This window comes from Microcoleus sp. S13_C3 (assembly GCF_036700905.1).
In the GTDB taxonomy this organism is placed as follows: domain Bacteria; phylum Cyanobacteriota; class Cyanobacteriia; order Cyanobacteriales; family Microcoleaceae; genus Microcoleus.
The window spans coordinates 1-13,477 of record NZ_JAUBPT010000026.1; the positions used below are offsets into that span (position 1 = coordinate 1).

Annotated in this window: 9 protein-coding genes; 6 read left to right on the forward strand and 3 right to left on the reverse strand. The window is 44.8% G+C overall.

The genetic code is table 11. From position 1 onward, the window contains the following. The coding region (locus tag QUA16_RS09940) for a hypothetical protein (RefSeq protein WP_333103268.1) at window positions 1–207 on the reverse strand (207 nt) is incomplete at its 3' end. On the opposite strand from QUA16_RS09940, the gene ltrA reads away from it, so the two are divergent. From ltrA to QUA16_RS09955, 3 genes are read left to right on the forward strand one after another with little or no spacing between them, the layout of a single operon-like run. Next, the gene (ltrA, locus tag QUA16_RS09945) at window positions 125–1,603 is read left to right on the forward strand and encodes a group II intron reverse transcriptase/maturase (protein WP_333103194.1); all 1,479 of its coding nucleotides are present in this window, start codon (window positions 125–127) and stop codon (window positions 1,601–1,603) included. The genes QUA16_RS09940 and ltrA overlap by 83 nt on opposite strands. Further along, a complete protein-coding gene (locus QUA16_RS09950) occupies window positions 1,548–2,951 on the forward strand; it encodes an RNA-guided endonuclease TnpB family protein (RefSeq protein ID WP_333103195.1) in 1,404 nt (467 codons plus the stop codon). The genes ltrA and QUA16_RS09950 overlap by 56 nt, the downstream gene beginning before the upstream one ends. After that, complete coding sequence (locus QUA16_RS09955; protein WP_333103196.1) at window positions 2,923–4,074, forward strand: Fic family protein; 1,152 nt, start codon at window positions 2,923–2,925, stop codon at window positions 4,072–4,074. The genes QUA16_RS09950 and QUA16_RS09955 overlap by 29 nt, the downstream gene beginning before the upstream one ends. Window positions 4,075–4,256: 182 nt before the next feature. Here QUA16_RS09955 and QUA16_RS09960 read toward each other — a convergent pair whose 3' ends face one another. Next, window positions 4,257–5,291 (reverse strand): IS701 family transposase, encoded by a 1,035-nt coding sequence (locus tag QUA16_RS09960; RefSeq protein ID WP_445252155.1) that lies wholly within the window; start codon window positions 5,289–5,291, stop codon window positions 4,257–4,259. Between the two features lie 90 nt (window positions 5,292–5,381). On the opposite strand from QUA16_RS09960, the gene QUA16_RS09965 reads away from it, so the two are divergent. After that, entirely contained in the window at window positions 5,382–5,600 is a 219-nt protein-coding gene (locus tag QUA16_RS09965) for a hypothetical protein (RefSeq protein ID WP_333103199.1), read from the forward strand. Window positions 5,601–5,975: 375 nt separating this feature from the next. On the opposite strand, the gene QUA16_RS09970 is transcribed toward QUA16_RS09965, so the two are convergent. Next, window positions 5,976–6,593, reverse strand: a complete 618-nt coding sequence (locus QUA16_RS09970) for a hypothetical protein (RefSeq protein ID WP_333181115.1) — start codon at window positions 6,591–6,593, stop codon at window positions 5,976–5,978. An 82-nt stretch (window positions 6,594–6,675) separates the two neighbouring features. Here QUA16_RS09970 and QUA16_RS09975 point away from each other — a divergent pair, with 82 nt between their 5' ends. Together QUA16_RS09975 and QUA16_RS09980 are read left to right on the forward strand one after the other, a co-directional pair. Beyond that, window positions 6,676–8,046, forward strand: coding sequence for a calcium-binding protein (locus QUA16_RS09975; protein WP_333181116.1), 1,371 nt, complete (start codon window positions 6,676–6,678; stop codon window positions 8,044–8,046). A 306-nt stretch (window positions 8,047–8,352) separates the two neighbouring features. Further along, a complete protein-coding gene (locus QUA16_RS09980) occupies window positions 8,353–13,461 on the forward strand; it encodes a tetratricopeptide repeat protein (protein WP_333181117.1) in 5,109 nt (1,702 codons plus the stop codon). Window positions 13,462–13,477: the final 16 nt, after the last annotated feature.

Here is a 13,477-nt window from a genome sequence, read left to right on the forward strand (position 1 = left end):
CGCAGTGAGTTGGAAACTCTCATGCTGCGTTCTCAGGGGAGGGGAGAGCGGCGACGCTCGAACCTTACCCGACGAGGAGGACGCGGCGACGTGTTCCTCCTTACCCGACAAATCTACGGCTGGAGTGGATGGGATTAAATCCCTAACGCCTAAGCAGCGCCTAGAACTGGTGGCAACACTAAATTTAGGTACAAAAGCCAGAGCCACACGAAGGGTAATGATTCCAAAACCCGGAAAGGCTGAAAAACGTCCCCTCGGAATTCCCACAATGTATGACAGAGCGCTTCAAGGTCTGGTTAAACAGGCTTTGGAACCAGAGTGGGAAGCAAGGTTTGAAGCCAATTCCTACGGCTTTAGACCGGGAAAGTCATGTCATGATGCAATGGAAGCAATATTCCAAAGTATCTGCAAGAAGCCTAAATACGTGTTAGATGCGGACATAGCAAAATGCTTCGACCAAATCAATCACGAGCGATTGCTAGAAAAATTAAATACCTTCTCAGGCATACGCCGCCAAGTCAAATCTTGGTTAAAAGCAGGATACCTACTAAATCGGCAATGGGAACCAACCCATGCAGGAACGCCTCAAGGCGGAGTTATTTCCCCACTTTTGGCTAACATCGCCCTGCATGGATTGGAAACAGCAATAAGAAGCTGTATAAAGACCAACGCTAACACAAAATACAATTTAGGGGTAATTCGCTACGCAGATGACTTTGTAATCCTTCACAAAGATTACGAAGTCTTGATGCGTTGTAAGCAAGCTGCGGAAAACTTTTTGCGTGACATTGGACTTGAGTTAAGACCCGAAAAAACCCGAATCGCCCATAGCTTGGAAAATATGGGTGAGGAAAAGCCAGGATTCAAATTTCTTGGTTTCAATGTACGCCAATACAAACTAGGCAAGCATCAGAGTAAACAAGGGTTCAAGACTCTCATCAAACCTCAGAAAGAAAAGATACAGGCTCACCACCAAAAGTTGGCTAACATCATTAGAGAAATGACAGCTTGTAATCAAGGACAACTAATTGGAAAATTAAACCCAATTATCCGAGGCTGGTCAAACTATTACAGCACAGCGGTGAGTAAAGAGACATTCAAGTCAATTGACAATCTTTTGTACTGGAATCTTAGAAACTGGGGAAAAACTCGACATAGCAATAAAAGCGAAAAATGGGTATACAAGAGGTATTGGCAAAGAATCCAAGAAGGAGACTATAATGCCATGACCTTTGCGACCAATCAAAACGGGAAAAATCCCGTCAGGTTACTAAGCCATGCCGAAACACCTATAGTTAGGCATAGTAAAGTTAAAAGCTCATCAAGCCCATTCGACGGTGACTTAATCTATTGGAGTACGCGCCTTGGGGAGCATCCCGAAGTGGATGCAACGAGAGCCAAGCTCTTGAAGCAACAAAGCGGAAGGTGCGCCTATTGTCGCCTTAACTTTATGGATGGAGACTTGTTGGAAATCGACCACAAAATACCTAAAAGCCTGGGAGGTAAGGACTCCCTGAACAACTACCAACTACTTCATCGCCATTGCCATGACAAGAAAACTGCAAATGATGGCAGTCTGGAGAAGCCCCAATGTCAAGGATAGGTTAAATGAGGAGCGGAATGAGGTGAAAGTCTCACGTTCCGTTCTGGAGAGCAGCGGCTCTCGTAAGGGAGTCGCTGACTTTAATCGCTCTCCTGTTAACGCCTGCCATCTCGTCTGTTACCTACCTGAACTGCGAGACAATCCCGATTATTGCTCGCAAAAGAAAACGTTACCTCAACTCAAGAAAACACATCCTTGGTATAGCGAAATATATTCGCAAGTCCTTCAGGATGTAGTTAAGCGAGTTAAGACAACATTTGACCGTTTCCTAAAAGGTGATAGCAGCGGAAAACGCAGCGGAAAACCTCGATTCAAAGCTCGCAGCCGCTATCGCACCTTTACTTATCCGCAAATGAAAGAGGGATGCTTACAGGGCAACTTGATTAACTTGCCGATGTTTGGGAAAGTTAAAGTTGTCTTGCACCGTCCTATCCCTGACGGGTTCAAAATCAAAACCGCATCTGTCACCAAGAAAGCTGATGGTTATTACCTTACGCTCTCCCTAGAAGACAAGACAGTTCCAGAGATAAAGCCAGACTTTAATCCTCGCTCGATAACAGGTATTGACGTGGGATTGAAGGATTTTTTGACAACATCTGAAGGCGAAACAGTCGCCCCGCCCCAATATTACCGTAAAGAACAAAAATGCTTGCGAACTATTCAAAAGCGAGTGTCACGTCGCAAAAAGGGGAGCAATAGCAGGCTTAAAGCTATTAAGCAACTGGGCAGACAACACAAGAAGGTTGCAGATAAAAGAAAAGATTTCCACTTCAAGACAGCTAATGGGCTGCTGTCAAAATATGACGTAATTGCACACGAGGATTTAAACATCAAAGGTCTAGCTCGTACAAGGTTGGCTAAATCTGTGTTGGACGCTGGGTGGTCAAGTTTTCTGTCGATACTGACAAACAAAGCCGAAAACGCGGGTTTGTTGGTTGTCCCAGTAAGTGCCCATAATACTTCACAAGATTGTTCTAATTGCGGCGAGAAAGTACCAAAAAAGCTGCATATTCGTTGGCATGACTGTCCTCACTGTGGGTGCAGTCTAGACCGTGACCATAATGCCGCAATAGTAATCAAAAATAGAGCGGTGGGGCAACCCGTTCTTAAAGCTCAGTTAATGTCCTATGCAATAGCAGGAGTCACTGAGAAGCCTACACCAATGGTGACAGCTTGTGTTGGTGTAGGAGTTGTCACTACCCTAAATCCAGCGTATAGTGGGAATCTGGTCTTTGCCAGACACGAGACTTTTCATCCCCAGTTTGGCTGGCTCAAAAAGGGTTTTGATGCAGCCACACAAGATCCAGAAGTATTAGTCCATGAGTTTTATTCCCCGCTTCTCATATAGTCACGATCTGGTGAGGCATTTGGGAGTCATCGAGGGTGCGCGGGCTGTCATCGAGGTGTTACCGCTGCCACCCGATACCACTCTACGCCTGCGCCACGATGCTTTGCAAAGAAGTACGCGCAGCTCGACTCAAATTGAGGGTAATCCCTTGGATGAAGCGGCGGTGCGACGGGCGATAGCGAGGAGCGATCGCACGGGAAGTGATGCCGAACAAGAAGTCCGCAATTATTGGCGGGCGCTTGACCGCGTTGAGGAATTTACCGAAGCACAAACCCCGATTACAGAAGCATTTATCAAAGAACTACACCGCATTGTCATCGTGCGCGGTCGCGGACGGCGGGGTAGCAAAAGCGAGTATCGCATCACAGAATGTCCGGTGGTGGATACAGTCACGCGGGCGATCGATTACGGGCCACCTGAACCGCGGGACGTACCTGTGCTGATGGGGGAATTAGTCGATTGGCTATCTTCAACAGCCGCCGCCGAATTGTCAGCCCCTATCCGTGCGGCTATCCTCACCCACCGCTTTCTCAGCATCCACCCATTTAATGACGGGAACGGTCGCACGGGACGGCTGTTGGCTACTGCTGAACTGTGGCGTTCCGGCTACCGAATGCGGGGGTTTTTCTCGTTTGACGAGTATTTTAATGCCGATCGCGATCGCTATTACCGTTCGTTGCAGATGGGGCTGCCGGTGAACTTCTACGAAGGTCGTCACGACCCTGACCACACGCCCTGGTTGCTTTATTTTGTTGAGACGATGGCCCGTGCGGCCGATGAACTGCAACTCAAAGCCAAATCTCTCTATCAAGGTGCTGCTCCTGACGCACCCCCCTGGGAAGAACTGTCGCGTCGCTCTCAACAGCTCCTCACCCGACTTTTGGCAAGGGTTTTGGATGGAGTGGAAAATCCCTTTGCGATCGGCGTTTCAGATATTGCATCTTGGTTTGGGATTTCGGACAAGACTGCCCGCGAATGGCTGCAAGAGTGGACTGAAGGTGGTTTGATCTATCCGGTTTTGGTGGGTTCTGGGGCAAGAGTCCGCAGTTACGCACTAGCTGAGGAGTGGATCTCTGCTTGCTTCAAAATAAGGGAATCGCTTTCGGAAAATAGCGGAAGTTAATTTGGGCATTTTGCCCCTAATTCCAGGTAGTCGTTACGAATTTGCAAGGGTTTTAGCTGTTATGACCCAAAAAATAACGGAAGTAGGTTCGGAAAAATAACGCCTATTTAACCGGTGGTCGGCGGTGCGATCGCGAATGGCTGTAATGATATTAGGACTTACGCATTGACAAAAAGCATTATCTATGTACTCTCGGCCATAGCATCACTCTGAAGGTTCGCAAAAATATGCTCACGTATAACTAAAGTGAACAGATTTCTTTGTACTTGATACCAATTACCAATTATCTTTTCAGAGCGCATCAACTCCAATTTAACAAATGCTTGAAGTGAACAAAATATATGAGTTTTGATTGCATTGGTATTTCTCACCATGAAACGACAAATTCCACAAACTTGTTTGATTGCTCTGTGAAAGTTTTCAATGCCCCAATGAGTATCATGAATCGTCACAAATTGACTTCTAGTTGTTTCTCCGAGTTCTTCCGAGTTTGGTAAATATAAAATATAGTGTCTAGAGTCATCTTTTTTGAACACTTTCCTAAACAATTTTATAAATCCAAATTCTTTCTTCGGAGTGATTGTTCCTTCATCTGAAACCTCCACAATCTCTACTGCACAATACTTTTGAGGTTCACTGGAGACAGTTCTATTCTTTTTAACTGCGAATAAAAAACCCAATTTCTGGTTTCTGAGAAATTTTAAATTTTCTACTCCTGAATACCAACTATCACCCGTCACTATTTTTGGTTTCACCCCCCAATTCATGATTTCCGTCATCATTTCTCTAAAATATTCATTTTTTGTTTTGCCCTCTTCTCGATCATATATTCTATAATTGATCGGGACTGAATTACCATTGATGTCACTATAATACAGGGTGATTAAGTTTAAGCCTATCATCGTTTTATGGTATTTGCCAGACCAAAAACGACCGATTAGTTTTGTGATTTTGGGGTCGCTATAAGGTTTTTCTATTACTGTATCATCAATACTCAGTATTCCTCCTTCTAAGGTGATAATATTCTGAGCTGTCTCGAATAAATCTTTCGGTTCATATCTTTCTCTTAATAAAAATCGATTGATAGAATCATGGGAAACATCTCCCAATATTTCTGCTAACCTATTACACCCCCCAAACTTTGGTTCTAAGAGCAAAAATAAAATATACTTTTCGGCGTTGCATTGTGCTGTCGAGGGTTTGGTAGTTTTTCTCATTGTCAAATACCTGGAAAGTAGACCACTCATATTTATCAATGCACTATTTTGTGATTTTGTCAATGCGTAAGTCCTAGATATGATGGCGGAATGGCAATCAATACTGCTCGGTTAAGCAATTTCGTGGGTATGATATGTCAGGTGACTCAGTTGCTAGTAAGTTACAACCCCAGAACGATGAATACGGTGGAGGAACTCCAACAAGTCGATCGGCAAACAACCCGCTCGCGTCAAAAAACGGCACGTCGCCCAGTGGCAAAAAAGCGCGATCGCCCGATCGACTCAGCAGTCTGCTCCCTTATCAAATAGCACTCAAGCATATAAAATAGAAATTGACTGGCGGACAATGTGATTCAGGGTGAATAATTCGCTAATTGAGACCAGCCCGCGTGGCTGGGGGTGATAGAAGTCCCTGAAACGCTGGAAATTAGCGCTTCGCTTCGGGCGATCGTTAAATGTTCTTCTTTGAAGAGACGATCGCCAACGCGATTGATGAGGCAAATCAGTCGATCGGACTCAGCCAGCGGGCTGGCAATAGGAGACCTATCTTATTTTTACACAAGAGGGTTAACCCTAGATTCTATCTAGGTTAGGCATCACGCACTCATACAAAAAAGAAAAGGCTTTCAGGCTCCTCACACGTCACAGAGAAAGGCTCAAATCCTTAAAAATTGGTTTCGGCGCCTAATACCTATTGGTTTCATGCGCCGTTATCACCCAGCTTGAATAATTTTTATTTCCAAAAAACCTAATGTCACAAGTAACAACTCCCAACAATTCGACTGCACCTTCTTCCCCAATCCTGCCCTCCCCCCCCGTTGCTGTGGGCGGTATGGATATCCAAGGCGTCGAAACACCCCCCTCACCCATCGGTGATGGTACTTCTACACCGCCATCATCGAGTGGTGATGGTACTTCTACACCCCCCTCACCCATCGGTGATGGTACTTCTACACCGCCATCATCAAGCGGTGATGGTACTTCTACACCCCCCTCACCCATCGGTGATGGTACTTCTACACCGCCATCATCAAGCGGTGATGGTACTTCTACACCCCCCTCACCCATCGGTGATGGTACTTCTACACCCCCCTCACCCATCGGTGATGGTACTTCTACACCGCCATCATCCCCAGTAACAACTCCCAACAACTCAACAGCGCCTTCTTCTCCAATCTTGCCACCCTCCCCAAGTAATGGTTCTTCTACTGAGTCAATACCACCAGTAACAATCCCCAACAACTCAACAGCGACTGCTTCTCCAATCCTGTCACCATCTCCAAGTTCAAGCCCAACTCTCATTACCACCCAAGTCAGCTTACTCAATTTAGACCCAGAGTGTCCAGAACTCCCAGAACCGCCAACAGTTATATTTCAGCCACCAGTGCAACCGCCAAAAGTTACTAGCGACGGGCGCATCACGATTATTGGCGATAATGGTCGCAGTTTTCCCAACAGTGGGGTTAACGATGACATTTTAATCTTTGATGGAGGAAGCAACGATCTTATTTTTGGCGGCAACGGCAATAACTTAATCTGGGGTGAGTTCGGTGCAAATACCTTAATTGGTGGCAGTGGCGATGACACGATCTATGGTGGTGTCATAGATTTATTGAAGCGCAATCAGAATCAACCTTTGTCTGCCCAAATGCAGAATCAACCTGCATTAATCTTTGGTGGTAGTGGCAACGATCTACTGTTTGGGATGGAACAAAACGATACCATCATTGGCGATAATGGCAACGATCTCGCTTATGGGGGTAAAGGAGATGACTTGATCTATGGCGAAAAAGGGCCCGATACTCTTTATGGTGGTCAAGGTCAAGATACGATTATCGGTGATTACGGCGATCGAAATACTACGGATACAAATGATCGGGGAGATTTGCTCTTTGGCAATCGTGGGGATGATGTGATCGCCGGTGGCATTGGCAACGATACTATTTATGCCGGAAAGGATAATGATATCGTTTTGGGTGGCAAAGATAATGACTTGCTCTGGGGCGAAATTGGTAATGATACCCTTGTAGGTGGTGAGGGCGATGATACTGTATACGGTGGTACTAGAGATCCGAACAATCTAGATTCTCAAGGGCGTGACTTGCTATTTGGAGGGTCTGGAAATGACTTGCTCTTTGCCAATGAAGGTGAGGATTCGCTTTCGGGAGGTGAAGGTAATGATACATTATACGGGGGTAAGGGTAATGATATCGTTGACGGCGGCAGGGGAGATGATTTGCTGTTTGGCGATGACGGCAACGATACAAGTTGCGGTGGTGATGGCAATGATACTATTTATGGCAGTACAGGAAATAACACCTTCTCTGGTGGTGCCGGCAACGATCTCTTGTTTGGTGGGGTCGGCAATGACTTAATAGCAGGGGGCGAGGGGGCAGATACGTTCCGGTTCCAGTATCTCGAATCGGGCGAATCAGCGGTATCAGTTGGTGGTGGCCTAAACGGAAATCCTTTTGGGTTAGATACGTTGACTGATTTCACACCCGCACAAGATAAGATTCAATTGGATCGCAGGGCCTTGCCCGTGTTGCAACCAGGTACGTTGCCAGCAAATCTTTTTAGCGTTACTAATAACTTTAATGTTAATAATCAGGGTGCGAGTCCGGCTCGGGTAATTTACGACAAAACAAGCGGTTTGGTGTACTACAATTCTTTGGGTACGCTAGGGAATGAAGTACCGTTAATGCAGCTTCAACCGAATCTGAATATCACTTCCAACGACTTTGATATCGTGTAAATATCTAGGGAGGCAAAGCCTCTACACAAGTGCGTTTTCTAGGGGCAAATCCCCTGCGGTTGCCCCTCGTAAATGGTAATGCTGCGTCTAGGAGTGATATCGATTCCGGTTGCACCGTCCGTGATTGTTGACTGTTGACTGTAGAAGGAGGGGTCAAAAAAATGAAAATTGCGCGAATTATTTGTTGGCCTCCGGATTCGACTTTACGCCCGACGATGAACCGCAGATTTGATATCATTCCGGCAGTAAAGCCGGAATTGATATGATAAAGCTAAACCTGTTTCCAGAAAGAACAAGCAATCCAATGTGTCAAGGCTTTTACGTTGCCATTCCCCCATTCCCCATTTGATAGCGATCGTGGAAAACAAGGCAGATATCTACTATAGTCGCAATAACGTCCTTTACCCACAAGAAGAATTAACGGACGCGGAAACTAGCTATCGGCGAGCGATCGCCCGCGAACCCAACAATGCAACCGCTTACTATAATCTTGGAGTCGTCCTTGACGAGCGGTATCTGCTACCTGAAGCAGAAAGCAACTACCGACAAGCGATCGCCCTTAAACCTGATTATGTCAAAGCTTACAGCAATCTGGGTTGCGTTCTTGTCAAGCTGGATAAGTTATTCGAGGCGATCGAGGTTTTCCGACAAGCGATCGCTCTTTCCCCCAAGTGGGCTAGCTTATACAATAACCTCGGCCAAGCATTTCAGGCACAAGGAAAAGTAGGTGACGCTATATCTGCTTATATCGAGGCGATCGCATTGCAGCCCGATCTGGTTTTAGCTCATTATAACGCCGGTCAAGTTTGGCAGAGCCAAGGTCAGCACGGGTCGGCGGGTCGGTGTTTTGAGAAGGTGATAGAACTCGCTCCCGATAACGCTTCAGCTTATAGTGAGTGGGGCTATTCTCTCATGGCAGAAGGCAAGCTGGATGCAGCAATGGCGTGCTTTCAGAAAGCAATTTCCCTACAGCCGACATTTGTTGAAGCTTACTGCGCTCTGGTTCTCCAAACCATACAGGAAAGCTCTGTAGAAGGTAAAGAAATTGACGAACTGGGACAAGCTAAAATTGCCTGTGCCAGATTTCTTCAAGCACTACAGCGGCAATCAAACGCTCCCGAAGTTTATGCCAATCTCTGGCAAACTTACGTCCATTTAGGAAATGTTTTATTTCAGTATGGTGAATACAAACAAGCCGAAAGTTATTATCATAAAGCTTTACAGGTTAAACCCAATGACGTAGATATTTTAGGGCGGGTGAGTCATTGTTTGGTAAAACAGAAACGGCTCAAGGCGGCGGTGATAGTAGGTCAAATCGCAAGAATTATTCAACCAAATGCTAGTTCGATTTACTTTCAGTTGGAAAAAGTGAGAGCAAACTCGCTTCCCAAAGGCGCTTTATCTGCCAAAGATTGGGTTGTTACCGCACAATTAAACGGGGCTAGTTATATTAGCAATTTCCAGAAAAGCCAGTCAAATGCAGTCAAAATGCCTGTCCCACAAGGCTTATTAGAGATGTCTGTTGGTGTTGATGCGGAATTTGAGTCTAATCCAGTCTGTAGCCAATTACTTGACTTTGATGCCTCTCAAGCGGGATGTGAGGGATTAAACTGCACGCCGTGCTTGAAGCGAATTTACCAGCAGTTTGCTCCCATTCATCAGGGGTTAGGAATTCATGTTTTTAATAAGGGAGCGAACATTGCTATTGATTCCCCCAGTAATTTCGTAGCGGTAATTCCAGATGGGCGCGCTTGGGTTGTTCCGCAAAAAAACTCTTGGATGATTTGTAATGCTATTGCTATTATTACTCCCGATAATTATCTGTTAACAGATGTTTCTCGCGAGTATCCGGGTTCTTTGCCGGGGTGTATGCGACATGATACAAACAAACATCGGGTTTTTAATTTAGAAGAATTACCAATATTAGAACAAATTGATGGGACAGTTGCAGTATTATCTGGACTTTCTGGAAATGTTTACTTTCATTGGATGGTGGATATTCTGCCCCGGCTCGACATTTTACGTCAAAGTAAGGTAGATTGGGAGAAAATAGATTGGTTTTTAGTTAATAGCATCGCGCAACCTTTTCAGCGAGAAACGCTCTTAATGTTGGGGATTTCACCATCCAAGATTATCGAGAGCGATCGCCACCCTTACATTCAAGCTAAAAAACTCATTGTACCATCTTTTTCGGGTTCGCTCGGTTGGCTGCAACCGAGCGCTTTGAAATTTCTACGGCAGCAATTTCTAAAACAAATTTCATCGTCAAGTTCCCCTTACCCAGAACGTATTTACATTAGTCGAGCCAAGTCTCAATATCGGCGGATAATCAATGAAGGAGAAGTGATTGATTACCTGGCTAAATTCGGTTTTCAAACTTTTGTAACAGAATCTTTGTCGGTAGTGGAACAGATTGCGCTATTTTATCATGCTAAAATAATTATAGCCCCGCATGGTAGTGGGTTAACTAATATTATTTTTTGCCGCAATGGTACTAAAATTATTGAACTTGTTTCTCCTCACTATCTTAGACCTTATTATTGTATCATCAGTGAACTTTTAGGGCTAAAACATTACTATTTAATAGGGGAGGTATTTGCCTGTTATCCCATCCGAGAGCTGATGTATCAAAATCCGCTGACCGAAGATATTAAAATTAGCTTTAGCCAATTGGAAGAAATGATGAAAATTGCCAATATAATAAATCATAATTCCTCAATCGCGAAGCCGACTCAGAAGCAAAATCCTATGAATTCTGAAATTACCGCAGTGCAGTATCCCTCTGCCGCCAAACTTACTTCTATGGAAACTACTATCAATTCTGAAATTACCGCAGTGCAGTATCCCTCTGCCGCCAAACTTACTTCTATGGAAACTACTATCAATTCTGAAGCTACCGCAGTGCAGTATCCCTCCGCAGCCAAACTTACTTCTATGCAAACTACTATCAATTCTGAAGCTACCCTAGCGCAGTTAAATGAACAAGCCGAAGTTTATTTAACACAAGGAAAATTAGAAGAAGCAGAAACAGCTTGTTTGCAAGCTTTGAATATTCAACCGAAGTCAGCACCGATTCTCAAAATCCTGGGCAATATTTCGCACGCAAAAGGTAAGATTGAAGAGTCCCGACAGTGCTACATTAAAGCGATTGAAATTCAGCCTAATTTTGCCGCCGCTTATGTAAACTTAGGCAGTTTATACGCACAGCAGCAACAGTGGGATTCAGCCATAAAGTATTATCAACAAGCGATACACATTGATCCTAATTTAACGGCAGCTTACCGCAATTTAGCAAAGGTTTGGACGCAGTTAAATAAGCCGAGCGATGCGGCAGACTGTTGGTATGCTGTATTGAGTCTGGAACCGGAAAAATTTTCAGAACAAGAATGCGTCAATCTGGGAAATAGTTTTGTCCAGTTAGATGATATTAGTATGGGCATTTATTGTTACCAACGCGCTTTGGAATTAAACCCGAATTTGATAGGAGCTTATCAAAATTGGGGGGAAGCTATGAAGCGCCAAGGAAAGTTAGAAGAGGCGTTAGTTTATTATCAAAAAGCTATAGAATTAACTAACCAGGCGGCGGATGTGTCGGATTTATCCAGCCATAAAAATGGGAGTTTTGATAGCCATAAATCGGCGAAATTTGGGGATTTATCTAGCGCTCAAAATAAGCTACATGATAGCCATAAATTGCTAGATTCGCTTACTTCTGAAGATGCCGAGGCGTTAATTGTTTTGGCAGGACATTATTATAATAAGGGGAAATTGTCTGAGGCAATCGCGCAGTGTCAACGAGCAATCTCACTTCAACCCCAGGCTGTTGGTGCTTACCATATATTGGGGGAAGCGCTGCAAGTTAGTGGGAAACTCGAAGAGGCCAAAAATTGTTATTTTAAAATATTAGAAATTCAACCGAATTTTGCTGAGGTTTGGGCAAGTCTTGGTAATGTTTTCGCACAGCAGCAGCGATGGCAAGATGCAATTAATTCTTACCAAAAAGCCGTTAGTTTACAGCCTCAAGTTGCAGAATTTTATCGAAAATTGGCAAACGTTTTTGAGCGAATTGGTGCCACCGATGAAGCAGCAATCTGTTCGTATAAGGCAGTGAATTTAGAACCGCGAGGAGCCACCGCAGAGCAATGCTTAATTCTGGGGAATACGCTGTTGGGACAGGAGAAAGTTGATGAGGCGGTGGCGTGTTATCGTCTGGCTATTCAGTTGAATCCTAAGTTATCACCAGCTTATCATAATATTGGGGAAGTTTTGAGCAGGAAACAGGAGTGGGAAGGGGCAATTAATGCTTACCGTCATTCCATTCAAGTTAAACCGGATAATGCGGGGTCGCATTATGGTTTGGCAAAGGCTTTGTCTGCACAAGAATCTTGGGAAGAAGCCGTTGTTAGTTACCGAAAAGTTATCCAGTTCAATCCTAATTCGGCGGAAGTTTATCATCAATTAGGAGATGCGCTAACAAAGCTGAATAAGTTGGATGAAGCCGTCAGTGTGTATCGTCGGGCAATTGAGTTAAACCCGGATAATTCTTGGTCGCACAATAATTTAGGAGATACACTGATTAAATTACAACGGTGGGAGGAGGCGATCGCTCCCTACCGTTATGCTACACAGCTTAACCCAAGCTGGGCTTGGACTTTCTACAATTTAGGGGAAGCGCTAGCGCAATGCCAGCATTGGGAGGAGGCGATTGCGGCCTACTCTCGCGCTGTCGAGCTCAACCCCGAACTACCGGGGATTGAAAGCAAATTAGCGGGTGCTTTCCGAGAACGAGCTAGATTAGATTTAGATACAGCCTTTAACTGGTATCACAAGGCGATTAAAGTCAATGCCAATGAAGTAGAGACTTATCACGAGTTCCTAGAAATTAAGCAAAAATCGCCGGAAATTGGCTTACAGTTGGGCAATACTTTGGTGAACCACAATCGGCTGGATGAAGCGATTAATTTATATCAAACAATGCTTCAGACATTCCCTGAAAATCCGGCTATTCACTTAGATTTAGGTAAGGCTTTTGCTCGGAAGAAGGACTGGGAGTTGGCGCTGGCTGCCTACCGTCGCGCTATTGATATTGACCCAAATCATTGTTGGTCTCATCACGAACTCGCCGAAGTTTTAGCAGCACAAGGTAAGCGAGAGGAAGCAATATCTAGCTACTATCGCGCGATAGAAACTAATCCTTCTCCTTCATTTTGGCATTATCACAACTTGGCAAAAGTTCAGTCGAGTAACGGTGAATGGGAGCAAGCGGTACTCTCCTACCGCAAGGCAATTGAAGTAAACCCAGATTATTCTTGGTCGCACAGAAACTTGGGCGATATTCTAGCTGCACAGGGGAAAACTGATGAAGCAACTGTCTGTTATCGCCGCGCTATTAAGCTAAAACCTAGAATCTTCTAAATTTGAGATAAAAATC

Bases quoted from the DNA above. Each gene is read 5' to 3' on its own strand.
- QUA16_RS09970 (WP_333181115.1), bottom strand. From the start codon at position 6,593: ATGAGAGTTGGGCTTGAACTTGGAGATGGTGACAGGATTGGAGAAGCA.
- QUA16_RS09955 (WP_333103196.1), top strand. From the start codon at position 2,923: ATGAGTTTTATTCCCCGCTTCTCATATAGTCACGATCTGGTGAGGCAT.
- QUA16_RS09960 (WP_445252155.1), bottom strand. From the start codon at position 5,291: ATGAGAAAAACTACCAAACCCTCGACAGCACAATGCAACGCCGAAAAG.
- QUA16_RS09965 (WP_333103199.1), top strand. From the start codon at position 5,382: ATGGCAATCAATACTGCTCGGTTAAGCAATTTCGTGGGTATGATATGT.
- QUA16_RS09950 (WP_333103195.1), top strand. From the start codon at position 1,548: ATGACAAGAAAACTGCAAATGATGGCAGTCTGGAGAAGCCCCAATGTC.